The organism is Spirosoma validum (assembly GCF_014699035.1).
In the GTDB taxonomy this organism is placed as follows: Bacteria; Bacteroidota; Bacteroidia; order Cytophagales; family Spirosomataceae; genus Spirosoma; species Spirosoma validum.
In genome coordinates, this window is record NZ_JACXAA010000007.1 from 118,960 (window position 1) to 144,851 (window position 25,892).

At 47.6% G+C, this 25,892-nt stretch carries 19 protein-coding genes; 8 read left to right on the top strand and 11 right to left on the bottom strand.

The features are described 5' to 3' along the window. The first annotated feature begins 1 nt into the window (after position 1). The 8 genes from bcp (at position 2) to IC230_RS19145 (ending at position 5,634) form a co-directional block, all read left to right on the top strand. Positions 2 to 451, top strand: a complete 450-nt coding sequence (bcp, locus tag IC230_RS19110) for a thioredoxin-dependent thiol peroxidase (protein WP_191040648.1) — start codon at positions 2 to 4, stop codon at positions 449 to 451. A 71-nt stretch (positions 452 to 522) separates the two neighbouring features. After that, positions 523 to 1,380, top strand: coding sequence for a transketolase (locus IC230_RS19115; RefSeq protein WP_191040649.1), 858 nt, complete (start codon positions 523 to 525; stop codon positions 1,378 to 1,380). 43 nt (positions 1,381 to 1,423) lie between these two features. Further along, on the top strand, positions 1,424 to 2,407 hold the full coding sequence (locus IC230_RS19120; RefSeq protein ID WP_191040650.1) for an AAA family ATPase: 984 nt from the start codon (positions 1,424 to 1,426) through the stop codon (positions 2,405 to 2,407). Continuing rightward, positions 2,401 to 2,970 (top strand): ubiquitin family protein, encoded by a 570-nt coding sequence (locus IC230_RS19125; protein WP_191040651.1) that lies wholly within the window; start codon positions 2,401 to 2,403, stop codon positions 2,968 to 2,970. Before IC230_RS19120 ends, IC230_RS19125 begins: the two co-directional genes overlap by 7 nt. A gap of 45 nt (positions 2,971 to 3,015) precedes the next feature. Beyond that, positions 3,016 to 3,969 carry a transketolase family protein gene (locus tag IC230_RS19130; protein ID WP_191040652.1) on the top strand — a complete coding sequence of 318 codons (954 nt, stop codon included), beginning with the start codon at positions 3,016 to 3,018 and terminating at the stop codon, positions 3,967 to 3,969. An 84-nt stretch (positions 3,970 to 4,053) separates the two neighbouring features. After that, positions 4,054 to 4,626: an RNA polymerase sigma factor gene (locus IC230_RS19135; RefSeq protein WP_191040653.1), complete on the top strand. Its 573-nt coding sequence runs from the start codon at positions 4,054 to 4,056 to the stop codon at positions 4,624 to 4,626. Between the two features lie 83 nt (positions 4,627 to 4,709). Next, positions 4,710 to 5,171: a hypothetical protein gene (locus tag IC230_RS19140; RefSeq protein WP_191040654.1), complete on the top strand. Its 462-nt coding sequence runs from the start codon at positions 4,710 to 4,712 to the stop codon at positions 5,169 to 5,171. A gap of 7 nt (positions 5,172 to 5,178) precedes the next feature. Beyond that, positions 5,179 to 5,634 (top strand): hypothetical protein, encoded by a 456-nt coding sequence (locus IC230_RS19145; RefSeq protein ID WP_191040655.1) that lies wholly within the window; start codon positions 5,179 to 5,181, stop codon positions 5,632 to 5,634. Between the two features lie 99 nt (positions 5,635 to 5,733). Here the strand turns inward: IC230_RS19145 and IC230_RS19150 are convergent, their stop codons facing one another. From IC230_RS19150 to IC230_RS19200, 11 genes are all read right to left on the bottom strand, one after another. Continuing rightward, entirely contained in the window at positions 5,734 to 6,897 is a 1,164-nt protein-coding gene (locus IC230_RS19150) for a Gfo/Idh/MocA family protein (RefSeq protein ID WP_191040656.1), read from the bottom strand. Between the two features lie 48 nt (positions 6,898 to 6,945). Continuing rightward, complete coding sequence (locus IC230_RS19155) at positions 6,946 to 7,983, bottom strand: sugar phosphate isomerase/epimerase family protein (protein WP_191040657.1); 1,038 nt, start codon at positions 7,981 to 7,983, stop codon at positions 6,946 to 6,948. A gap of 157 nt (positions 7,984 to 8,140) precedes the next feature. Then, positions 8,141 to 9,361 (bottom strand): class I mannose-6-phosphate isomerase, encoded by a 1,221-nt coding sequence (locus IC230_RS19160; RefSeq protein WP_191040658.1) that lies wholly within the window; start codon positions 9,359 to 9,361, stop codon positions 8,141 to 8,143. A gap of 95 nt (positions 9,362 to 9,456) precedes the next feature. Next, a complete protein-coding gene (locus tag IC230_RS19165) occupies positions 9,457 to 10,521 on the bottom strand; it encodes an aldose 1-epimerase family protein (RefSeq protein ID WP_191040866.1) in 1,065 nt (354 codons plus the stop codon). A gap of 93 nt (positions 10,522 to 10,614) precedes the next feature. Then, on the bottom strand, positions 10,615 to 11,361 hold the full coding sequence (locus tag IC230_RS19170; RefSeq protein ID WP_394355495.1) for a 3-keto-disaccharide hydrolase: 747 nt from the start codon (positions 11,359 to 11,361) through the stop codon (positions 10,615 to 10,617). Between the two features lie 177 nt (positions 11,362 to 11,538). Beyond that, positions 11,539 to 14,214, bottom strand: a complete 2,676-nt coding sequence (locus tag IC230_RS19175) for a c-type cytochrome (RefSeq protein ID WP_191040659.1) — start codon at positions 14,212 to 14,214, stop codon at positions 11,539 to 11,541. A gap of 287 nt (positions 14,215 to 14,501) precedes the next feature. Continuing rightward, positions 14,502 to 16,031, bottom strand: coding sequence for a RagB/SusD family nutrient uptake outer membrane protein (locus tag IC230_RS19180; RefSeq protein ID WP_191040660.1), 1,530 nt, complete (start codon positions 16,029 to 16,031; stop codon positions 14,502 to 14,504). A gap of 129 nt (positions 16,032 to 16,160) precedes the next feature. After that, on the bottom strand, positions 16,161 to 19,394 hold the full coding sequence (locus tag IC230_RS19185; protein WP_191040661.1) for a SusC/RagA family TonB-linked outer membrane protein: 3,234 nt from the start codon (positions 19,392 to 19,394) through the stop codon (positions 16,161 to 16,163). A 219-nt stretch (positions 19,395 to 19,613) separates the two neighbouring features. Further along, positions 19,614 to 21,818 carry a c-type cytochrome domain-containing protein gene (locus IC230_RS19190; protein WP_191040662.1) on the bottom strand — a complete coding sequence of 735 codons (2,205 nt, stop codon included), beginning with the start codon at positions 21,816 to 21,818 and terminating at the stop codon, positions 19,614 to 19,616. An 83-nt stretch (positions 21,819 to 21,901) separates the two neighbouring features. Then, positions 21,902 to 23,356, bottom strand: a complete 1,455-nt coding sequence (locus tag IC230_RS19195) for a DUF1501 domain-containing protein (RefSeq protein WP_191040663.1) — start codon at positions 23,354 to 23,356, stop codon at positions 21,902 to 21,904. A 98-nt stretch (positions 23,357 to 23,454) separates the two neighbouring features. Next, positions 23,455 to 25,770: a PSD1 and planctomycete cytochrome C domain-containing protein gene (locus IC230_RS19200; RefSeq protein ID WP_394355496.1), complete on the bottom strand. Its 2,316-nt coding sequence runs from the start codon at positions 25,768 to 25,770 to the stop codon at positions 23,455 to 23,457. Positions 25,771 to 25,892: the final 122 nt, after the last annotated feature.

Below are 25,892 nucleotides of genomic sequence, written 5' to 3' on the forward strand. Positions count from 1 at the left end.
AATGAGCCTGACTATTGGCGATCCTGCCCCAAACTTTACAAGTACTGACCAGAACGGTAATCCGGTCAAACTCTCCGACTTCAGAGGTAAAAAAGTGGTGCTTTATTTCTATCCGAAAGACGATACGCCCGGCTGTACGGCTCAGGCCTGTAGCTTACGCGATAATTATACTAATTTGCAGGCAGCAGGTTACGAAGTTCTTGGCGTTAGCATAGATGATGAAAAATCACACCAGAAATTCAGTAAGAAATTCGACCTGCCTTTTCGGCTCGTTGCCGATACCGATCATCAGATTGTTGAAGCCTACGATGTGTGGAAAGAGAAATCGATGTATGGCCGCAACTTCATGGGCATCGTTCGAACGACGTTCGTCATCGATGAAAACGGCATTATCACCGAGATTATTAGTAAAATAGATACGCAAAATCACGCAGAACAGATTTTAACGTAGTGCGGACGTTCCGCCGATGCGGGGAAACCCGTGTAAATTGATCAAAAGCGGGTTTCCACCCGCGTTATTTTATGGAAATCGAACAACTCGAACACATTGCTACCGCCGTTCGGCGCGACATCGTCCGCATGGTTGCGGCTGTTAATTCTGGCCACCCCGGCGGATCACTTGGCTGCACGGATTTCATGGTTGCTCTCTATTTTGAGATCATGCGCCGGAAACAGGATGCCGATGGCAAACCCATCTTCGACATGGACGGTCGAGATGAAGATCTTTTCTTTTTATCGAATGGCCACATTTCACCCGTATTCTATTCGGTACTAGCACGGGCGGGCTACTTTCCCGTAGCTGAACTAGCTACATTCCGTAAACTCGATAGTCGTTTGCAAGGCCATCCTACCACGGCTGAACATCTGCCCGGTATTCGGATTGCATCGGGATCGTTGGGGCAGGGTTTATCCGTAGCTGCTGGAGCCGCTTATGGAAAAAAACTAAATGGCGATGACAAACAGGTATACGTACTAATGGGTGACGGTGAGCAGCAGGAAGGCCAGATCTGGGAAGCCGCTCAGTTTGCACCAAATAAAAAACTCGGCAACCTGACCGCTGTTATCGATTTCAACCATGCGCAAATCGATGGCTCCACAAAAAACGTAAACGACAACCGTGATCTGGGAGCCAAATACAAAGCATTCGGCTGGCACGTCGATGAGATGCAGGGCAACGACATGGCCGACGTTGTGAAGACGTTACGTAAAGCACAAGAAAACCCCGACGTACCGACGCTAATTCTGATGCATACAGAAATGGGCTTTGGGGTGGATTACATGATGGGAAGCCATAAATGGCACGGCATTGCCCCCAACGCCGAGCAGCTTACCCAAGCCTTAAACCAATTGCCACTGACAGTTGGTTATTCAGATTATTAATTTTCTGTAGAGATGTAACTCCTTACGTCTTTACAGCTGCTCCATGAAAATCAAACGCCTGGTCATTGAAAATTTCAAGTCTATTGAACGGATTGAGCTTATCGAGCCAAATCCGTTCACGGTCTTTGTCGGCCCCAACGGGTCGGGCAAATCGAATATTTTCGAGGCTTTGGAGTTTTTTAACCTGTCTGCCAGAACAAATCGAGGAACCGTTGAAAGTCTGTTTGGTGGTAAAGAATACTTTGTTAATCGAAAAAGTAATTCTGATACAGTCCAGATTGAGTTTGACTTGGAGGGGTCGTCTAGAATACGCCTTGTACAGCAACCTAATTCAAATGATCAACAGGAATATACAATAAAAGGTACACGTTGGGGTAAATATGATCCAACTGAAACACAGCAGTTAGTCGCCAATTTTTCCCGATTATTCGTTGGTCAAGCCGATAAGCAGAAGTTGAATTATGCAGATGATCTTCAATTAACACTTTCCACAAGTAACCTCGAAAGAGTCTTAAAACGAGTACTTAGCAATGATGTACTCAAAGCTGAAATATTCGAGTGGCTTGAGCTATTTATACCTGAATTCAAATCAGTTGAGATAGCAACAAATTCTTTCGATGGCCGTGATACGTTACTTTGGTACGAGCAATACACAGAAAAGCCTTTTAGTAAGGAATTAATCTCCGATGGTACGTATAATATCTTGGCTCTTCTAACCGCTGTCTATCAAAATGATGATAGGCCCCAATTTTTATGCATTGAAGAACCAGAGAATGGTCTTCATCCACAGGTCGCAGGTGAATTAGTCGATTTTTTCCGAATCATGTGTGAGGAACGCGGTCATCATATCTGGCTAAACACGCATTCGCAATCAATGGCTTCACGGGTTAGACCCGAAGAATTTATTGTTGTGGAGAAAAAACAGGGCGCGACAACGGCACGCCAATTTAATAAAGAAGATTTTAGTGGAATGCGTACTGACGAAGCCTGGCTTACAAATGCGCTGAATGGAGGACTGGCATGGTGAACGTTGGGTTTATATGTGAAGGTGATACAGAAGTTAAGATTGTAAAATCAGATGCCTTTCAATATCTGTTAGAGCAATTATCGCTTCGATGCATTTTTCCTGTCGAAGATGCAGATGGTAACGGAAACCTGTTACCACATAATATTCTTGCGAAGCGTAACACACTTGAGAAAGCAGGTGCTGACAAAATTTTTATTTTAACAGATCTGGATACAGATGCATCTGTTATAAGTACTCGTCAACGGATTGGTGAATACTTCAACCAACGTATCATTGTAGCCGTACAGGAAGCAGAAGCTTGGTTTCTAGCGGATTCAGCTACCCTCACTACGTTACTCGGAAAATCAATTTATTTCGACTATCCTGAGCAAGCAGTAGAACCGTTTGAAGTGATACGTCAGTTGTTTTTAGAAGAAACAGGTCGGGGTGTTGGCACAAAACCTATACTTGCCCGGCGGATGATTAAATACGGTTTTACCATCGAAAACGCAGCCCAACATCCGAATTGTCCCAGCGCCAATTATTTTTTGACCAAATTGCAAACCCTCGCTTCGGCGAATTAAACAGACGTACCGTAATTCCGCAACGGCGGACCGGTCTTATAAACAATGAAAAAATACGAGTATACTGACAAAAAAGATACCCGCTCGGGATTCGGTGCGGGCATTGCCGAACTTGGCAAAACCCACCCGAACGTAGTGGCCCTGACCGCCGACTTAGCCGGATCACTAAAACTGGAAGCGTTTATTAAAGATAATCCTGACCGGTATATTCAGTGCGGCATCGCTGAAGCGAATATGATTGGCGTATCAGCCGGCCTAACCATCGGCGGAAAAATTCCGTTTGCCACTACGTTCGCCAACTTCGCTACGGGTCGGGTGTATGACCAAATTCGTCAGTCAGTTGCTTACTCGAACAAGAACGTAAAAATCTGTGCCTCGCACGCGGGCGTTACGTTGGGCGAAGATGGCGCTACCCACCAGATTCTGGAAGATTTGGGGATGATGAAAATGCTGCCCAATATGACCGTCATCAACCCGTGCGATTACAATCAAACGAAAGCCGCAACCCTTGCCATTGCCGATCATGAAGGGCCTGTTTACCTACGCTTTGGTCGTCCCGTGATTCCGGTCTTTACGCCTGCTGATCAGAAGTTTGAAATTGGCAAAGCCTGGACCGTAAACGAAGGAAAAGATGTATCGATTTTCTGCACGGGCCACCTCGTTTGGGAAGCCATTAAAGCCGGTGAAATCCTGTCCGAAGAAGGCATCGAAGCAGATATTATCAACATTCACACGATTAAGCCGTTAGATGAAGAGGCTATCCTGGCATCAGTGAAGAAAACCGGATGCGCTGTATCGGCTGAAGAGCATATGATCAATGGTGGTTTAGGCGATAGCGTAGCGAACGTATTGGCGCGTAATTATCCCGCCCCACTCGAATATGTGGGTGTTCACGATACGTTCGGCGAAAGCGGTACGCCTGAACAGCTAATGAAAAAATATGGCCTCACCGCTGACAAGATTGTTGAGCAGGTGAAAAAAGTGATGGCAAGAAAGTAGAGACGCAGTCCCTTGCATCTCGTACTGGATGGTATTAGCAGATCCCGTATGAGATGCAAGGGATTGTGTCTCTACAGATAAAAAATGACTGACGCAGAACTCCTCGCCAAATACCGCGACCCGTCGAGCCGGAATTATGCCTTTAATCTGATGGTGCGGCAATACCAGCAGAAAATTTATTGGCATATCCGCAAGATGGTCATCGACCACGATGACGCCGATGATCTGGTGCAGGAAACATTTATAAAAGTATGGAATAGCCTGGAACAGTTTCGGGGTGACAGTCAGTTATATACATGGATATACCGCATTGCGACCAACGAGTGCCTCAACTTTCTGAACAAGAAACGGCGACGCTTTTTCCTGCCAATCGGCGACGTCGAAGGGGAGTTAATGGAAAAGTTGGAGAGTAATTCAGACTACGTTACATCTGGCAACGAACCAAGTGGCGAAGAAATCCAGATGAAGTTGCAGAAGGCATTGCTCAAACTTCCTGATAAACAGCGATTGGTTTTCAATATGAAATACTTCGATGATATGAAATACGAAGATATTTCAGAAATTACCGGCACGTCGGTTGGTGCGTTAAAGGCTTCGTATCACCTGGCCGTCAAAAAAATTGAGGATTATATAACAAATACTGATACAACAGATTAAACCTGAAACGCCTGATGCTGTCAAACTCGTAAAACCAGGAGCTTACGGGATTAGAATTGTGTAGTATATACACACCAATGACCATGAACGACAAGAATGAATTTCGGCTTGATGAATTACCACCAGAGCACCCCATGCGGCAACTGCCGTTTACAGCTCCGGATGGTTATTTTGATACGTTACCCTCGCGTGTGCAGGCCCGCGTAATGCGTAAGCCTAAACCAGCGTTTACGATCAGCTGGTCGTGGCAGCGGACAGCCGCATCGCTGGCGGGTGCTAGTCTTATTGCGATACTGGTGTGGCAAACACTGCCTCAACGTCAGGAGTCATTAGGCAGCGAGGCACTAGCAGGCGTGAGTAATGACGTAATCACAGCTTATCTCGATGATCAGGGAATCAATCCAGACCAATTCGCTGATAGTCAGCAAATTCATTCCTCACTGGGCAATGACACCACAGCTATTCAATACCTCAATGTGAAGCCTGCCGACATTCAGCGGCACATTGACGAAGCGAACGCTATGGGTAGTCCCCTCGACTCCTGATTTTAACATGGTTAACTTTACCACAATGAGACACCTATGGATTGGTTGGCTGCTGAGTTTAATACTGATAACGCAGATAGCCCACGCACAGAATGAACTCAACGGCCGTCAGAAAATCGAATCAGCTAAGATTGGGATGATTACGAATCGACTGAATTTAACGACCGAACAGGCTCCCCAGTTTTGGGCCGTTTACAATGAGTACAATGCAAAAAAGCAGGAGTTGAACCGACGGATTCGGCAATTGAATAATGAACCGTCACGGAGCAACTTAAATAACAATCAACTTTTAGATGGCTTACGGGAAGTGAACGCCACCAAACAGAAACTGGCGGACCTTGATGATGAATACATGAGCCGCTTTCTGAAAGTTATTAGCCCGGCGCAGCTGGCTGAGTTGTATAAAACCGAGCAGGTTTTTAATAAAATGTTGCTTAATCGGTTAAATAACCAGAACAATTAGGGGTCAAGAGTTGACCAAAGAAAAAGCCTGACTTCTGATGAGGTCAGGCTTTTTTATACAACGTAGCGTGGACCGCTGATCCGTGGTCTACGCTATTTTTCAGTCGAATGTACCCGAAACGCCTGTGTCTTTCCAGCTTTTCGAAGCAGCGGAATCCAGAACGGCTTCGCATACTTTTTGGGTTGCCAGCGAATCTTTGAACGTTGGGTTACAGGCTTTACCCGTTTCCAGACTTTTGAAAAAATCAGCCACCTGGTGAATAAAGCTGTGTTCGTAACCAATCCCTAAACCCGGTACCCACCACTTGTCCATGTAGGGTTGATCGCCATCCGTTACGTGGACGGACCGCCAACCACGCACAATCCCTTCGTCGCGATGATCAAAATATTCAAGCCGGTTCAGGTCGTGCAGATCCCAGCGAATGGAAGCATTTTCACCATTGATTTCAAACGTATAGAGCGCTTTGTGCCCACGAGCGTAACGCGTTGACTCAAAAAGTCCCAGCGAACCGTTTTCAAAATGGCAGTGGAAAATACAGGCGTCATCAATACCGACCGGTTCCACTTTGCCCGTTCCCTGGTGGAAACGTTCTTTCACAAACGTTTCCGTCACAGCTGATACGTCGGTGATGGCGCCGTTAAGCCACATGGCTGTGTCAATGCAATGTGCCAGCAGATCACCCGTTACGCCCGAACCGGCAGCCTCAACATCCATCCGCCAGGTACCGGTGCCGCCCTGAGGCACGTCGGCGCTAATGGTCCAGTCTTGCAGGAAGTTAGCCCGGTAATGGAAAATTTTACCCAGCTTGCCCGAATCAATAATCTGCTTGGCTAAGGTAACGGCTGGTATGCGTCGGTAGTTATACCAAACCGTCGTTGCTACGCCTGCTTCTTCAGCGGCATCGACCATCTTCTGGCCTTCTGCTATGTTGCGGGCAAGTGGCTTTTCACAAAGGATCATTTTACCCGCCTTAGCTGCCGCAATGGCAATTTCAGCGTGCGTATCGTTGGGTGTACAAATGTCTACCGCGTCGATATCGTCCCGTGCCACGAGCGCTTTCCAATCCGTTTCGATAGACTCGTAGCCCCACTGATCGGCAAAGGCCTGCACCTTCTCGGCGTTACGTGAACAAACCGCTTTTAAGACTGGCGTATACTCCAGTTCAGGGAAAAAATTAGGTACGCGATTATAGCCGTTGGAGTGCGTACGGCCCATAAACCCGGTACCGATTAAGCCAATACGTATTTCTTTTTTTTGTGCCATGTTTTATAGGGATAGGATTTTGTAGAGACGCAACTATGTGTCTCTACATTATTTCTCTGCTTCGTACCAGCCGTGCTGCTGACGGACTTTAATCATGGTTGCCAGAATATCGTTCCAGGTTTGCTGGCTGGTCATTACGCTATTCGGGAACATACAACCGTCCCAGCAAATGTGTTTGAACGCTTTGGTCAGTTGACCATTTTCGTCGCGTAACCAGTAACCCGCATCGTGAACGACATCGAGTTTACCATTCGGGTCCAGCGCCTGACAGTGACGGCCGGTTTTGTCGTGCGAACCTGAGCCGAATACGGTTCCGTCATTCTGCGCTACGTGGAAATCGATTGTCCAGGGACGTAGTGCATTCGTCAAGGTACGTAGTGCCTCGCTTAGGGCTTTGCGATCATTCCAATCAAAATCGGGCGGCAGAATACGGTCCTGCTCGCGGTTATAGCCCATTGTATACAGCAACGTGTGCGCCATGTCAGCCTGGAAACCCATATTCGGGCGATCAACTAATTCCAGCGTTTCGAGCATGGTTTTCCAACTGTGCATACCACCCCAGCAGATTTCACCCTCGGCTGCCAGTTTTTCGCCGTAATCAGCCGCTACGTCGCAGGCTTCCCGAAAAGTTTGAGCAATCAGTTTAGAGTTTCCCGACGGATCAGCATCCCAGGCTGTGGGCGACGTAGACGAATCAATCCGCACAACGCCACTTGGCCGAATACCAAGCTCCGTAAGTTTCTGACCGATATGACACGCTTTACGTACCATGTCGACGAACGTTGTTCGTTCTTCTTTCGTACCCATAGCTGAGCCGCCCCAGATCGGTGCAACCAGCGAGCCGATTTTCAAATTATAGCCCCCAACTTTATCAACTAGTTTTTTGATCTCGTCATCCGACATATTGACGTCCAGATGTTCGAACAAAGCGAGATCGACGCCATCAAATTTCACGCCATCGACCTCAGCACCAGCGGTCATTTCCAGCATGGTATCGAATGGAACAACCGGTTCGGAGTCGGGGCCTTTTCCAACGACACCCGGCCACATTGCGTTGTGGAGCTTTGGATAATTATTCTCGTTCATGAAGGTATTATGGTTTAAGGTTTTACTTGTGCCGTCGGTTACTATAACCGACAAGTGAGGTTTCTTAAAACCGGGTCTGATTACTCAGTTCGGTTTTAAGAATTGCAACGGCGAACCGTCCTCACTTATCAAATTTAAGAATCCAACACCACTCAGTTTATAACACTAGATCTGGATTCATTGGGCCGAAGTGTTTCAGCATGACAATAGGATCGGTCGATGAGAGATTCGTAATAACGACGCCTTCCAGAGCCGCTTTTTCGCTGACGAAGAACTCATCATTTGTCAGTTGACCGTAGCGAATCATCGTTGGGGTTTCGATATCCCAGTCACCCATTTTGCCGTGGCCTTGCATCATAATCAGGCCATAAGCAGCACTGTCTTTAATGGTTACAGTTTGGCCAGGAAAAACGGTTAATTCTTTGGCACTGAACGCTTCGTTTTTATAGCAAACCCATACTTCGCTATAGCCTTCGGTTTGTATCGTCTCATGGACCGGCTTGGGACGCATAAACCGATTGGCCATCATTTGTGGGTCCGTGTTTAATTCCCAGTCGATGGCTTCCATCAGCTGATCATAGTCTCCGATACGTTCTTTGGGCGTACCGTTCCAGAGCAGTTCTTCCGGAATGATCGCTTCGTTTACCAGCGACTGATACATGGCGAAAACGTCAGAGGCTTTCTGTGGCTCGTAGGTACATAGACTACCCGGCGCGTGAAGCAGGCCAGGCGGTACGTCCCAACCCGTTCCCGGTTCGAGCCGATACGCTGACGAATAATTTGTGATTTTATTATCGCCTTTGGTAAAATTCATCAGGCACTCTTTGATCTGCTCTTTTGTGGTACCGGGCGCAATGCCGATAAATGTGTAGGGGAAATCTCCGCCGTGGTTGTTGACCTGGGGTGGGAAATAATACGCTTCCGGTTTACCCAGTTGCCCGATCAAAGCTGCCTGCTCGTCGTTATGATGCAGGTGATGCGGCAATGGTCCCATGTTATCGAAGAACTTGGAATACATTGGCCAACCCTTGTATTCATCCCAAAGACGGTCACCAATCAGTTCGCCTTTCAGCTCTTCAACGGCGTCTTTCAGCAAAAACTGATGTTCTTTGCCGTCTTCATCGGTGAAAACGATATGACTTAAGCCTTCATTTTCACCGGTTAGGGGGCCATTCTTGGCAGGTGTAGTCGACGAGAACCAGCGTTCGTCAATACCACCCCGTTCACCACCCAATACGTAGTAATCGTCGGGGTGAAGTTTGATACGTCGACCCGGCACGCAGAATGATCGGGGAACCCAGGTTGGAGTCAGTCGAAAAATGCCTTTCCCTTGTTCTAATGCCTTGCTGGCCAGACTTACTGCTGAGGTTGTTTCCATACGAATTAGTGTTACTGTACTTGGGTTTAATGGACCGCCGATTCTCATGATTGTTAAGATTTTATAAGATCTTAATCATCATAAGAACCGGCAGTCTATGTCTGTTGTATTTTCAAAAATTCACCAATTGCAGCCTGTTCCGTTAGAATCTCCAGTTCCAGATCATACGTCCGGGTTCCTCCGGGTTCCAGAAACAGGAGTTCGTTACGTTCGCGGGCCTTGGCCTGGCCAATAAGTGGATTGGTAGCGGGTTCGAGACCCGTTACGTATTCGCCCTTGCCCCAGTGCTGCCAGTTGATAAACCAGGGAAGTTGAGACTTCTGAAACCTCAACGCCAGTGCTACGCCGAGTTGAGCGTTATGCAGACCGACTGTGCAAAGCCCTGAACTATCGGGCGTAACATCAATCGACGCAACAGCCTCACCCGTACCATTATGATCCTCCAAAGGAGCCGGGCACTTTTTGAAATCGTTGCCTTCGCGGAAGATTCGATCATTGATACCACCTTCGCGCGCTTCCCAGTTTCCCTTCCAGATAATGTCAGTCCCTTCATCGACCAGCGGCCAACCGAAGTTGAAATGATATAACAACATGTGGGGCGCCGACGTATTACCGCGATTTGTTACTTCGTCATGAATCCGAATAGTAGGCTGGCCTATAGTGCCGGATATGGTCCGTTTCAATTCCAGACTGGGACCAAATATTTTCGTTTCTTTGATACGTCCCGTAATGCTCATTTCCAGCTTACCCAACATTGGATCAGGCTGAATAATGGATTCGATCTCGGCCGGACTATTACTGATTTTCCCGTGTACTCCCCGCTCCCCGAACGCATCCGTTTCAGGACCACCTACATGCGAAAGACCACAGGTTATCAACAACCCACCGCCGAAGGTTCTGAGCCAGTCAGCGCCTTTGTCTGAAAAAGGTTCGGGTGGAGTTATGCCTGTATGGTTTAACCAGGCCAAACTGTGCTGGTTGTAAAAGGCATCGAAAATATCCATCGCCCGGTCCAGGACGACTTTATAACGGAAACCCGTTCCGGTATTGATCCAGGCGATGCGGGTGCCTCGTCCGATCCCATTGTCTAAAATGGAGGTTTCTATGCCGCCAATCTGGGCCGGATTGCCTACTTTATCTTTCCAGGGTTGTTGTGTCAAAACAGCGTCTTTTTCACCCCTTAATCCCCTGAAGGGAACTTTGCTCACACGTAGGCTAAGTTCCTTTCAGGGGATTAAGGGGTATTTCATTTTCTACATTTCTTTCAGCATCAAATTCCGGTACTGTACCTTCATGGGTGGTCCTACGTGTACCTGTACACCCAACAGACCTTTCGCTTTGCCGTTGACGGTATCGTCGTCGGTTACGTCGCTCATCAGTACGTCGTTGATATAATGCTGTAAGTGATTACCTTTTATAACCAGATGAAACGTATTCCAGTCGCCGGGTTTAATCAAGGTTTTGAGCGAATCCGAGCTGCCGAGAGAGCCCACTACGTTCATACCCGTCCAAGCATTTCTACTAACCTTCGCCCGAATGGCTTCTGGCGTATTTTCACCAGTATAAGGAGCAATGGTTGTTTTCTGACCACGATACGCTAACGTGGTCCGTTTACGCTCTTCGTAGTTCTGACCTGTATAGTTATTTTTACCATCGATGTCGGCCTGATAACCGCGTAACGCAAACGGTACGTCAGTCAGCTGATCGCTACGGTAATTGATGCCTGAGTTACCAGCTTCTGTAATCTTGAATTCACCTTTAAACTCAAAATCGGCAGGTTCACCACCTTTCCAGATAATGAAATTATTGGTTTTCAGCAACGTACTAGGTGTAATCTCACCCGTTAAGTTTCCGTCTTCCACCTTCCAGTACGTAGGATCACCGTCCCAGCCTTTAAGGGTCTTCCCATCGAAGATCTGTACATAGCCGTCTTTTTTACTCTTCTTACTCTGCCCTACACAAGACGTCTCAATACTACCAGTCAATATGACCGTCAGCATGAGTCCTATCGGAAGGAATTTGCTATTCATTTTTGTCAGCATCATGATTCTGTTTTGTAAATGTCAGGCTGTTTGTTTTTTGTCATGCTGACGTAGGAAGCATCTTCTGTAGCTGGATAAATAGTCTCACCCGAAGATGCTTCCTACGTCAGCATGACAAAAAAGTAACCCGGCTATTTATTTCCCACCTGATTTATATACTTCATTTTTCTCATTACCGCCAGACTTAAGATAAGCCATCAGGTCTCTGAGCTCCTGCGGATTCAGGCTATTAATCAGTCCAGGATACATGATTGACTCAGGCGAATACCGCTTCGACGTAACGTCTTTCTTCGGAATTTTGCGGAGTTCATTAGCGGCAAATGGATTCTGAGAAATCGAATAGTTTGTATTGTCTTCATTCACTAATCGACCGACAACCGATTGGCCATTTTTCAGCACAAAGACCGTCGAAGCGTATTGATCGGAAACCGCTTTGCTCGGATTGATAATGGCGTCCAGAATATCCTTATTTGAGAAACGGGTTCCGAGCTGAGTAAGATCAGGACCGATGTCTCCGCCAGACCCCTGCATAGCATGGCAATTACCACACAGAATTGCTCCGTAGATTTTCTTACCTGTCTCAAAATCCAGCGCTGTCTTTCCGCTATCGACTGCCGCCACGGCATTGTCCAGTGACCAGCGTCGGCCCGGTCCTTTAGGTGTATACCCTGTTTGGGCAATATCATTTCCGTTACTTGTCAGCAGATCAGCACCCGACATTTTATTATACTTATCGAACTGATCTTTTGGTACGTGGGCCAGCGCCAGTTTCCGGGCTCTGTCGATAAAGCCAACGTAGCTCCGTCCACCCTCATATTTGAAGGCATTGCCGAACCAGCTGAAGTATTTATCCCGAAGCGCTGGCGTCCAGCCATTTTCTGCCCGGCTCATCATTACGGCGTAGTACGTTTGCTGAAGTGGTGGCACTTTCGCCAGCATCTTGGCGATGTCCATCCCGTATTGTGGATTACGCAGAATCAGATCAGAGGACGCTGTAGTTGTTTCCAGACCTAAATCCTTCATACCCGGCTCAGTTTTCAGATCCATCAGTGCCAGCGTTTTATTTACAACATCGGGTGCTTCCAGGTAAATCAGATCTTTGCTGAGACCACGGTTCAACAGCGCGTTTTTTGCCGGATAATGCGGATTCAGATAGGCAACGATTTTTGCTTTATCAGCCGCTTCAGGCGCACCCATTCGCAAGAAAATCAGTTCGAAGGCACGTAACAGATCAAATTGCTGAGACTCAGGCAATTTGTCATAATTAATTTTCAACAACGTAGCGATGGCTTTACTTTTCAGATCAGTACTCCCTTGACGGGCCAGCGCTACAATGGCTTGAGTTGCGCGTTGTGGATCGGTTTCGGCCAGTGCTTTCTCCTGCCATTGCGCCACCGGCTGATGTTCAACGGCAATGCGAGCGGCATAGCGAACAAAACGGTCCGGGTGGTTCAGGTTAGGCCAGGCAGCAGCAATAGCAGCAGGATTTGCTCCTTCATGGAACTTCTCCAGGCTGGTTCTCAGCTTGTGTTCTGCAGTCAAATTGGGTGTTGGAGCCGTAGTCGCTTCGTTGCCCGCATAATAAACCCGATATAAGTCAGATTCCAGACGACGTCCGCCGGTCAGGAAATACATCGCTCCGTCAGGGCCTATAAATCCATCCGTTAATGGTAGTGGGGTCCCTGAAATAAACTCTTCTCGTTCGCCCTCATACGTAGCACCTTTGGGCTTCATGTGGATGGAATAAATGATCCCGAAACTCCAGTCAAAGGCAAAGATGGACTGACGATATTTTTGCGGGAATTTAGCATTCAACCCCGACATTACGTTCGTCGGCGATCCCTGACCAATGTTTACGACTGGCGGCAGGTTATCCGGATTGCCGGGTAGCCATTTACTATCGCCCGTACGCCAGCCAAATTCAGCACCGCTGGGAACATGGCAAATTCGAGTCGGACGATACCAGGGCAGACCAAAGTCCCACTCCATGTCCGAATCATAGGTAAACAAATCTCCGGCTTCGTTAAAGGCAATATCAAACTCATTTCGGAAACCCGCACCCATCAGCTCCCAGCGTTTCCCTTCGGGATCGATTTTAGCAATCCAGCCACCCGGCGCGTAGCGGTCGTTCGCGTGGCCTCGTGGGTCTTTGATCAACGGAAACAGGTTATCTTCTTTCCAGTTCGATGGTAACCGATACGCATCCATTTCCGGTACGTCGGTATGGTTACCCGAACATACGTAAAGTGATTGCTTGTCGGGCGACATGACGATACTGTGTGGTCCGTGTTCGCCCTCCCCTTTCAATTCTTTCAGCATCGTTACTTTATCGAACTGATCGTCGCCGTCGGTATCCTGCAGTCGGTATAAGCCGCTGGGCTTGGGGAACTGCTTGCTGGGCCGATTATTGACCATTACGTATAGGCTATTGAACGCATACAGCAACCCATGCGCATAGCCCATTTTAGCACTAGTATCCTTGCTAATCACCAGCTTTTCAACAGTTGGCTGAGTCGAACCCGAACCGATAGCCGGTATTTTTAATCGATAAAGACCACCGTACTGATCGGATGCAATCATACGACCTTTATCGTCGAACGTCATCGATACCCAGGACCCTTCGTGATTTTCTGAGATACTGTACAGATGTTCCGCCTTAAAACCGGGCTGAAGCTTGAGTTTGTCGACTTTAGGGTTCTCGGCTCCCTGTCGGTTATTTTCCGGGTAGTGTAAGCCGACCCAGGATGCGCCGACCAGAACTAGCGCCGATACCGCTAATCCGAGTTTAGCTTTGTTGAATTGAGAAAGCATAGTATTTCATAGATAAGGTTTACTACTAGTACCAATCCAGCCTGATGGAACTCAGGCTGTACCGGCTTTATGGTTGTATTCAGGTAATAAGAGACAAATACGTAGCATTTTCTACTGATTAACCGGACGAACATTCAGCACATGAAGTAAGGCCAGTGTAATTTTTCTCTTGGCGGAGTGAAGCAGTTGCAAAAACTCTATTTACTTAAACACAGTGCCGCGGAGAACACAAAGAAAACGTTCTAACTATGAGCCTTTGTGCCCTCTGTGGCTCTGTGTTTTCACCATCAGAAGTTTGGCGTTAAAGCGGCTTCAACGGCTGGCAGACCGTAGTAGTCATCCAATACAGTAAAGGCATTCGGTGGAGGGACAGCCCCAGCCGGGAAATAGTAATCGGCAGGCTTGGCTTTTACCTTTGCTCCATAGGCACTAATGATCTCCTTCACGCGGCCTGTTCTGGTCAGATCGAACCAGCGTTTGTTTTCAAAGGCTAACTCAACCCGTCTTTCTTTGAAGATAGCTTCCCGCATAGTGGCCTGCGACGATGCTGTCGTAGCCGCTAGTCCTGCCCGAGCGCGCACTCGATTCAGATACGTAGCAGCCTCACCCGTTCTCCCCTGTTCGTTTATGGCTTCAGCCATAAACAGCAACACTTCGGCAAAGCGATAAACGGGCCAGTTCTGACCGGTATTTTGATTCAGCGAGTGCGTCCGTGCGTATTTTTTGATATACGGATAGTTTTTTTCGGCTCGGAGACTAGTACTCAAAAAAACGTTTCCAATAGAAATATCTTTCCGTTTATCGCCTGGTTCGTAGGCTTGAATAAGATCCAGGGTTGGAATGTTGTTGCTCTCCTGAGATGTAGCCTGTGGGTTCGATGTACCGACAATAGGTTTGATTTCATCCGCTGTAATCGGGGAGGGAAGAAAGCGGTAAATCTGGTTACCATTATACCCGGCCGAACCTTCCATATACTGAATCTCAAACACCGATTCCTGATTATTCTTGTTTGTGCTGGTGTATGAAAAGGCGTCGTTGTAATCCGACATCAGCGCGTAGCCATCGTTGGTTATTACGTCTTTCATCTGCGTTTCAACCTGCGCCCATTTTTTCTGGGTCAGATAAAGATTTGCCAGCAGCGTTTTCGCGGCTCCCGACGTAACCCGCCCTTGTTCCTGATCTTTTTTGTTAGGCAACAACTTACTTGCTTCCGTGGCGTCCTTTTCGATCTGCGCGTAAATTTCCTCCGTCGTCGAAAGTGGTAAGGCAGCATCTTCCCGACCCGTAATAGGTACTAAATGCAGCGGTACTCTGCCAAACAACCGAACCAGATCGAAGTAAGCAAAGGCTCTTAGAAAGAGCGCTTGTCCTTTCTGATTATTCTTGTTCGCAGCGCTGGAAAAGGTGATTCCGTCGATGAGTGACAAAACCTGATTCGCACGGGCAATGATCACGTAATTTAACCGATACTGTACCAACACGTTGTCATTCGCTGTGATTGTTGTGTTTGGTATAGTTCCAGCCGTTGTTGGAACCGCAAAATCAGCAACGTTTTCGGTTGGGTCAACAGCTCCATAGAGCGTATTCCGGGCATAATACGTGTTGTCGGAGTGCATTTCCTCCAAAACCCAGGCCCGCTCGTTATACATCTGCCGAAGCGGTACATAAGCCCCATTAACCGCCTGCTGAAAGTCAGACTCGGTCTTAAAAAACGTTGCCGAACTCAGCAGTGTTTCGGGCACTACATTTAGAAAATCTTTCGAGCAACTGGTCAGTGCGATTGCTAAAAACCAGGCTGCTATGAATTTACGTTTCATATAATTCAGTATAAGTTTATAGGTCATTAGATTGTCATTCAGTAGTCATTGTTTGTAGCGATAAACAGGATAATGCATCACCACCCAATGACAATTAATGACTACCGATAACTATTCATGACACTAGGTTTAGAAGTTCAGGTTGACACCAAGCGTATACGTACGTGGCACTGGGTAGTTCGAGAAATCAACGCCCTGACTCAAATTATCTCCAGGTCCATCGCCAGCTCCATTGCCGCTAGTCTCTGGATTAGGGCCACCCCAGTATTTCGTGAAGATGTACACCTGTTGTACGCTTCCATACAATCGGGCCGACTTGAAAAACTTGTTCATTGGTCCGAAATTATAGCCCACCGTTATGTTCTTAATGGTGAAAAACGACGCATCGGCCAGGAACTGTGTACTATGCCAGTCGCGCTCGACTCCCGTATAATTTCCGCCATTGTTCGTTGCGCCGAACATACCCGCTCCTGGGGTGATCACATTGGTCGCTACGCTGGTCGGATTACCGCCAACATTGACGATGGTGTTTTGAACGCGGAAACGGTCTTTTACACCTTCAACCATGTTAAATACAGCATCCAGATTGGCCGTGCTATATAAGTGGCGCACCCACAACTGATTTCCATAGGAGCCAGAACCCGTAATTGAGAAATCGAAGTTGCCGTATTTCAGATCGTTGGTAATTCCATAGGTAAATTTCGGGAATGGGCTGCCAATAATTGTGCGGTCATCCACATCACCACCGTTCGTAATAACGCCATCGCCGTTCAGATCTTTAAACTTAATGGTACCGATAGCCGAACGTCCTGGAATAACGGGTGACGTTCTGAGTTCTTCAGCACTCTGATAATACCCTTCCTTGACCAAACCATAGAATTGGCCGAAGGGCTTACCGACCTGCGTAATGTGGAAGCCCGTACCACCATATACCCGGTCAATACCCGGAGCGAGCGAGACAACCAGATTTCGGTTAAACGAGATGTTGGCGTTGGTCGTCCATTTCAGTCTTCCCGTTGTATTTTTGGTCGTCAGCGAGAATTCATGTCCCCAGAACTTAATTTCACCAATGTTATCCGAGAAGAAACTAAATCCCGATTCCTGTGGAATCTGCACATTATAGAGCAGATTTGTCGTACGTTTTGTATAGAAATCGTAGATGAACTGGATACGGTCATTGAATAGACCCAAATCAAGGCCAGCATCAAACTGTTTGGTTGTTTCCCAGCCTAAGTTTGGATTAGCCAATGACGTAACAACAGAACCTGTAGCCACATTACTGCCAAAAACCGCATTCGTTGTGTTGTTCACCAGAGCATAGGACGTATAGTTACCAATATTGTTGTTACCGATTACGCCGTAACTGGCCCGGATTTTAGCAAATGAGATCTGCTGAATCGGTTTGAGAAATTCTTCATCCGAAACAACCCAGCCAACCGAAGCTGATGGGAACGTACCAAACTGGTTGTTCGCGCCAAATCGGGACGAACCATCGGCCCGGACGGCTGCGGTGAATAAATACTTGCCTTTGTAGTTATACGTCAGACGGGACAGGTAGGAAGTTAGTGTCCATTGATTGATGCCATTTAACGTACCGCCCCGATTTATATTGAGCGCTCCCTGAATGGTTGGCAATCGATCATCGGTATACGTATCGGCCTGAATACGATTGAACTCCTGCCGATAAAACTGGTTCGTAAAACCAGCCAGCAGTTCAAAATTGTGATCGCTAAAGCTGCGGGTATAGGTTGCCAGGTTTTCGTTCAGCCAGGACGTATTTTCCAAACCCTGCCGAATCGAAACAGCTGTGGTTGGGATTGGTACGTTAATAGCACTGGTTGCCGTTGACGGGTTAAAGAAGAAGAATTTAGAGTTTTGGTACTCTATGTTCATGGTCGACCGGAGGGTTAGTCCCGTGATCGGCCGGTATTGCACATAAGCATTGGCCAGCAGGTTTGTATTCTTGGTTTCGTTGACCAACTCGCTGGCGGCTCGCACCCAGTTCGGATAGGAGAAAATATTACCTGTATTATCTGGCAGTTTATTAACCTTGGTCAGTTCGCCGTTAGCGTCATAAATTGGATAGATTGGCCACGTATGCAGTGCGTTGAACAGAATCCCGGTACCCCGGTCACCATCGGTTCGGGGCGTGTTGTCGAACACGTACGAGGGTGCTACGTTAAAGCCAACCGTTACCCGATCCGATATGTTATAGTTTGAGTTCAGACGCAGCGAGTACCGTTTATATTTATTGTTCAGTACCACCCCATCCTGACTGAATATACCGGCTACCAATGACGTATTGGCTTTGCCTGTATTGTTGGAAACACTCAGGTTATAACTCTGAATGGGTGCTACACGCAACAGCGCATCGTACCAGTCGTTATTTTTCCCCTCATACTGTGCGGGATTCTGAAATATTTCCGGCACGGCCTGCCCCTGATCTTCGTAGTATTCTTTCTTAAACTGAGCAAATTGTACAGCGTTCAGCATTTTTACGCGACCTCGTACGGGTACCTTCTGCACACCTGCAAACGCGCTGAAACTAATGTTTGTCTGACCAGGTTTGCCTTTTTTCGTAGTGATCAGCACAACTCCGTTGGCCGCCCGCGAACCATACAACGATGTTGAAGCGGCATCTTTCAGCACCGATAGATCCTCAATTTCATCGGGGTTAAGCTGGGCAATGTTCCCCGTTATCGGGAAACCATCGACTACATAAAGCGGGTCACTACCCGCCGAAACCGATACCTGCCCCCGAATACGGATGGAAATTCCCTGACCAGGCTTACCCGTAGCCTGGTTAATCTGAACACCCGCTAACCGTCCCTGCAGTTTCTGACCAATCTGCGAAACCGGCAAATCCTTGATTTCCTGTGCACTTACCGTCTGAACGGCACCCGTTATTTCCTTTTTCAGCTGACTACCGTAGCCAACCACAACGACTTCATTCAGTGTCTGATCGTCTGGCGCCAGCGTGACCGTCAGCGTAGCCTGACCGCCAATAACGACTTCTTTACTCGCGTAGCCAACAAAGCTAAAAACCAACGTTGATTGGGCACTTGGTGCATTGAGCCGGAAACTGCCCGAAGCGTCGGTTGTCGTTCCCTGCGTGGTCCCTTTAACAACTACACTTACGCCCGGCAGTCCAGACCCTTTCTCATCAATCACTTTTCCCGACACTGATACGTCCGCAGACAGGGTGTTTACGTGCAATTGTTCCGGTTTGGGAATGTGCAAAGCCAGTAACTGGCCGTTAGTAGTCTTAGTCTCCTTCTGTAGAATTGGCTTAAGTTCCTGGGCAAAGCTGGGGAATGAGCCTGCCATCATACTTAGCGCTGCTAACTGATAGAGTCGTTTCATGAATTTTAGAGTAAAAGAGATAGGATTGTAGAAGTAAACAGGTTAGAGAAAAAGCCAATCGAATACCCAAATATTACCAGCTTTGGTCCGGGAACTTTCCCATACCTACCCAAGTTTGGCACTATTCGGATAATTTTCTTGTAATTTTCAACAATATAAGCTTAGACCCACAAAGTTTTACCCTGCGATTTGCGCTTTTAATTTGGCGTACAATCGGCCTTAATTGATAAACACCTCGTCGACCAGCAGTAGGGCCTGCTTGCCTTTATTACCATGCCATTCGGGAAGCTTAGGCACTGGTTTTGCAACGATTTTCAGGTAAGAAACGGTATGCGGTTTGAACGTACATCCGATTGCTTTCAAAACCGGATCGCTTTTTTTGATGGGCATTTCGGGATGCGCAGTGGCGATCAATTTCAGGTTATCCCGCTTATCACCGCCCCATATTTCAATCTCAGCCGGAGGAAAGATGCCCGTTTCTGGCTCAATCATTGTCCGTAAATCAACAGACGTAACGTTAACGGGCTTTTTAAACTCGGAAACCAGCACCAGATCATTTTTTCGGACACCTGCCCAGTTATTAGCCCAGGCCGGGCTGTTAGCATTAAACGTACCCAGCTTGTGATCAAAAAACGTATTGGCTCCCTCCGCCTGATGCACCGGATTGAGCGGCATTAGTAAGTTCGCACTATCGGGTTTATAACCACTTTTATAGTAATTGAACGTAACGACAGGGCTACTGAACCAGCCTGATTTATAAGCCTTTGCCTTAATTATTGTGCTTCCGGTAATAATCGTTTTATCGTTATTAATAGGCGAATGAATACTATCAGGATCCGTTCCGTCTGTTGTGTAGCGAATTTCAACACCTTTTATAGGATGTCTCAACTGAATGGGCGTTGACTGTGCGAAAATGGCCGTATTCTTTAACTGGGGCGGATTCAGCCGGATAGGTTCGCTTTTCTCACCGTCAAATCCGGCAATGAACTGAATACGGGGATTCGCTTTTTGCAGTTGGTGAATCTCTTCGTCAGTTAATCTGGTTTCCCAAAGAGCAACGGTTTTCAGCTTTTTGAACGTACCAATTTGGTTTCTCAGATCGGCATATTTAACGGCTGTACCCGACAGGGCCAAACTTTTCAGATGATTTAACGACGCCAGTTGGTTTAATTCTTTACCCGTTATATCGGTAAAATTGACATCCAATTTTTCCAGATTCTCGAACTGGCCTATGTACTTCAGGTCAGCATCTTTCACAGGCATCTTATTCAGATTCAGATAAACAACCTGACTTTTGATCGGACTTAATTCCTGTAATTTCTCTGGTGAATACGTGGCTTTGTTGTACAGATTAACGGCCAAAGCGGGGGACTCCTTCGCCAGTGGGGCAATGGTTCGGTAATCAGTGTTCAGTTTTTTGACGGTTTCCTCGTCGGCAGCGTCGAAGGCAAATCCGGGTTCAGCCTGTTTAGTTGGCTTGAATAGAGCAACCGCCATGATACGTAGCGAATCGGTAGCTGGAAGATCAACCACTTTCTTAGTAAACTCAGCACGCCCTTTCACCCACAATGCCAAAAGCCTTATTTCGGCTTCGGTTAGTTGCGCTTTCCCCGAAGGTGGCATATGTTTCTTTTCGTCTACCGGTAGGTGTATACGTTTGAGCAATAAGCTCACATCAGGATCACCCGCTACGTATAATTTTCCACTCTTCCCTCCTTTTCGAATCGCTTCAGCATCGGTCAGTGCCAGTTCGCCTTTCAATTTCTCCGGATTATGGCAACTGGTACATTTCTGCTCAAAAATGGGTTTGATCACGTCGTTGAAAACAAGCGCCTGTTGAAGATCGACCGGTGCTGATTTCAGCTGATGCGTAACGGGCGCCAGTATAAAATCCTCGCCATGCGTAATAACCGAACCGTAATGTCCCGCACCAATCAGAACGATACCCATCAACACAGCTCCCGTTTGAGCGATAGCGGGCGAGTACCAGGTCTTTCTTCGGCTCCAGTATATAAGTGCCGCCAGATAGAAAGTCAGTACACCTGTCCATTTATGCCATTGTACGACTGCGCCCGTGTAACCATCTTCTCTCGACAGAAACAAACCCATAATGACCGTAACGGCGGCCAGCAAAGCGCCTACTAAGAGCAGATTCGTTGAAAACGTCCGGTAAAATTCCGAAATGTCGGGGATGCGACTTTCCGACCTATTAATTGTATTCGCTTTGTTGAAGCGAAAGACTTCCATCACCACCGCCAGCAGCAGAATGACGATTGGAAAATGCAAAATTAACGGGTGTAGGCGCCCAATGGGTTGCAACCAGACAGGAATTACTATTTTGCTTTCAAATAGTAGCAAAACTAAAATAAACACTGCCGAAGCAAACAACGCCTGTTCTGCCAGTCCAGCTAACTTTTTCTGCATCTTGTGTAACGCGGGTGGGAGCCCGCGATTGCGTATTAAAATCGCGGGTTCCCACCGTAACGGCGGCCCCGCTTTACAACAGCTTACGCTATAATATCGTGAACAACTTTCCCGGATACGTCGGTTAACCGATACCGGCGGCCCAGATGTTTGAAAATCAGCTTTTCGTGGTTGAGCCCTAGCTGGTGTAGAACTGTAGCCTGGAAATCGTGGACGTGCACCGGATTACTGGCAATGTTATAACCCATTTCGTCCGTTTCGCCATACACGATACCGGGTTTGATCCCACCGCCCGCCATCCAGATTGTAAAGCAACGGGGATGGTGGTCTCTACCGTAATTTTCCTTAGTTAATTTGCCCTGCGTGTAGCTGGTACGTCCAAATTCACCACCCCAGATCACCAGCGTTTCGTCTAGCAATCCCCGCTGTTTGAGATCGGTAACCAGTGCCGCCGATGCCTGATCGACATCTTTAGCCTGCTTCGCTATTTCGAACGGCAGATTTCCGTGCTGATCCCAGCCCTGATGATACAACTGAACAAAACGAACCCCGTTCTCAGATAATTTACGAGCCAGCAAACAGTTAGCCGCAAACGTCCCAGGCACTAAGCAGTCTGGACCGTAGAGCTTAATGATGTCGTCCGGCTCTTTCGACAAATCCATTACGTCTGGTACAGCGGTTTGCATCCGGTACGCCATTTCGTATTGTTTTACTTTGGCCATAATTTCCGGATCACCGAATTCCTGATAGCCCATTTCATTCAGTTGGGCCAGATTGTCGAGCATGTCACGGCGGTCCTGCCGGTTCATGCCTTCGGGGTCACGCAGGTAAAGTACAGGGTCTTCACCTTTGCTAAACTGAACCCCCTGGTGGATGGAATCCAGAAAACCATTCGACCATAATTTAGAGTAGACACCCTGCCCATTGCCAATACCCCGCGAAAGCAGTACGGTAAAGTTGGGTAAATTTTTATTTTCATTGCCAAGTCCGTAGCTCAGCCAGGAACCCATACTCGGCCGATTACCCTGTTGCGAGCCCGTTTGCAGAAACGTCAGCGCCGGGTCGTGGTTGATAGCTTCGGTATACATCGATTTCACAATGCACAGATCATCGACGATTTTAGCCGTGTATGGAAACAGATCACTTACCCACGCCCGCGACTGGCCGTATTGTTTAAAATCAACGAAGGAACCCACCAGTGGAAACTCCTTCTGATTGGCGGTCATACCCGTTAATCGTTGCGTTCCTCGTACGGATGGCGGTATTTCCTGCCCCCACATCTCCCGCAGCTTCGGCTTGTAATCGAACAATTCCTGCTGCGAGGGCGCCCCGTTCTGAAATAAGTAAATGACTCGTTTGGCTTTGGGCGCAAAATGCGGCATTCCGGGCGTAAATCCCTCTTCATCAGCACCGTTTCCCCGAAACAAATCAGGAATCAGCAGCGATCCTAAAGCCGCACTTCCCAGCCCCAAACTTAGTCTGGACAGGAAGCGACGTCGGTTAAAATTAAATCCGTGTTCTAAGATTTCTTTTTCCATAATACGTATCCACGGACCGGGCCGCGTTTCTTAGCCTATTTGGTGCCACGGACTTTAGTCCGTGAATTCAGAAAAACGGACTAAAGTCCGTGGCACCATTACGACTTTGTAATGGTTTCTTCCAGATTATAGATCGTTGATACAATCCGCATCATAGCCGCTAGTTGTACTTTATCGACTGTTGCGGGAATCGGATATTCACCAACGGCCAACGCTTTCTCCGCGCGTGACTTGTTAAGTTGTTTCAACTCCTTTTCGTAATACGTCGTTAGTACAGCAGTTTCTTTTTGATTGGGTTTCCGACTTACAATCAGCCGGAAAGCTTTATCGATCTTATCGGAAACGGCGCTATTCTCCTGTAGCAGTTTAGCCGCCAGTACGCGCGACGCTTCCAGCACAGTCGGGTCGTTGAGCATGATCAGTGCCTGCAAAGGTGTGTTGGTTTTCAATCGTCTTACTTCGCAAAGGTCGCGGTTGCTGGCATCGAAAATAGCCATTGAAGGCGGAGGAACGGTACGCTTAATGAGCGTGTACATGCCCCGGCGATACAACTTGGCGCCATGATCCTGTACGTACATAGACAACAATCCTCTGCCCGACGTAGCGCCTTCCCACAGCCCCGGCGGCTGATACGGTTTTACACTAGGCCCGCCAATCGTTCGGTTCAACAAGCCACTACTACTCAGAACAATATCCCGAACAAACTCAGCATCCACCCGGTAGCGCGGCCCACGAGCCAAATATTTATTATCCGGATCAGCCTGCAATTTCTCCGGACTAATCACCGCCGACTGCCGATACGTAGCAGACGTAACCATCTGTTTCACTAGTCGTTTGATATCCCAGCCGTGGCTCATGAAATCGACCGCCAGCCAGTCCAGTAATTCAGGATGGGATGGTAGTTCGCCCTGCATACCGAAGTCACCGGGGGTTTTGACGATACCTTTTCCGAAAAACTCCTGCCACAACTGATTCACGTACACTCGTGCCGTCAGCGGATTCTGTTTGTCAAACATCCACTTTGTCAGACCCAGTCGATTCTTCGGATAGCCTTCATTAAAGGGCAAAATAGCATTTGGCGTACCGGGTTGCACTTCATCGCCAGGCGCGTCATATACACCTCGTTTCAGGATAAACGTTTTCCGGGTGGTATCCAGATCGGTCATCACCGAGACAATTAATTTGTTAGTATCCCGCTTACTGACAAACGACAAAATATCTTTTACATCCTCGTCGCAGATTTCCATCAGTGGCTTCTTGGCATACGTATCGGGCCCGCCAATGACGGACTCAATTCCGACTTCCTTTACGTTGTTGAAAAACGCAAAGAGCTTGTAATACTCTTTCTGTGAAAACGGATCGTATTTATGGTCATGGCAATGTGCGCATTCCATCGTTACGCCCAACAATCCTTTCCCAAACAAATCCGTGCGATCTGTTACGTAGGAGATGCGATATTCTTCCGGAATGACGCCCCCTTCTTCGGTTATTTTATGATTACGGTTGAAACCCGTCGCCAGCAACTGCTCTTTGTCTGGTTTACCAGGCCCGCTCCAACCTTTCGGACTGGACAGGAAATCGCCCGCCAGCTGCCAGGTGACGAAATCATTGTAATGCATGTTTTTGTTGAAGGCATGAATCACCCAGTCACGCCAGGGCCATTGGGTTCGGTAGCCATCATCCTGGTATCCATGTGAATCGGCATAACGGGCTATATCGAGCCAGTGAATAGCCATTTTTTCGCCATACGCCGGATTGCGAAGCAACAGATCGACCGCTTTTTCATAGGCATTGGCACTTTTATCGGCCATGAACTGATCCATTAGCGCCAGACTTGGTGGCAATCCGGTCAGGTCCAGGCTGAGTCGTTTCAATAACCGTTCCTTATCCGCTTCTTCGTTTGGTTTTAAGCCTTTCTGCTCCTGTTTCTGTAAAATGAAATAGTCAATTTCATTCTTTGGCCAATCTTTTTGATCAACCTTAGGCAAAGCAGGTTTCTTTGGCGCGACGAAAGCCCAGTGTTTTTCGTAAGGTGCCCCCTGCCTGATCCACTTTTCGATCAGCTTAATTTCTCGACCGGACAATTTCAGTCCTGAGTTGACGGGCGGCATTAGCGTTGACGTATCCTGAGACGTAATGCGCAAAAACACTTCCGACAATTCAGGTTTTCCGGCGACCAAAGCATGCGCCTTCGGGTGTTCTTTCAGGGCTTTAAATGCACTCTCGGGCACGTCGAGCCGTAAACCTGCTTCCCGTTTGTTGGCATCCGGGCCATGGCAGGCCGAGCATTTGTCCGATAGAATGGGCCTGATATCGAAGTTGTAACTGACCATGTCCGGCAGTTTTTCTTCTTCGGTCTGATTTGACGAATGGTTGGTACAAGCCTGTACGAACCAGACTGTGCCGGCCGTCATGATAAGTAGATAATACGATAGTTTCCTCATCGTAATATGTAGTATTTTATATTGAAGTAGTGATGTCAGGTTCTTAAACCTGACCAGAGCGGTTTCTCAAAACCGCGTTATCCCGTTTTATT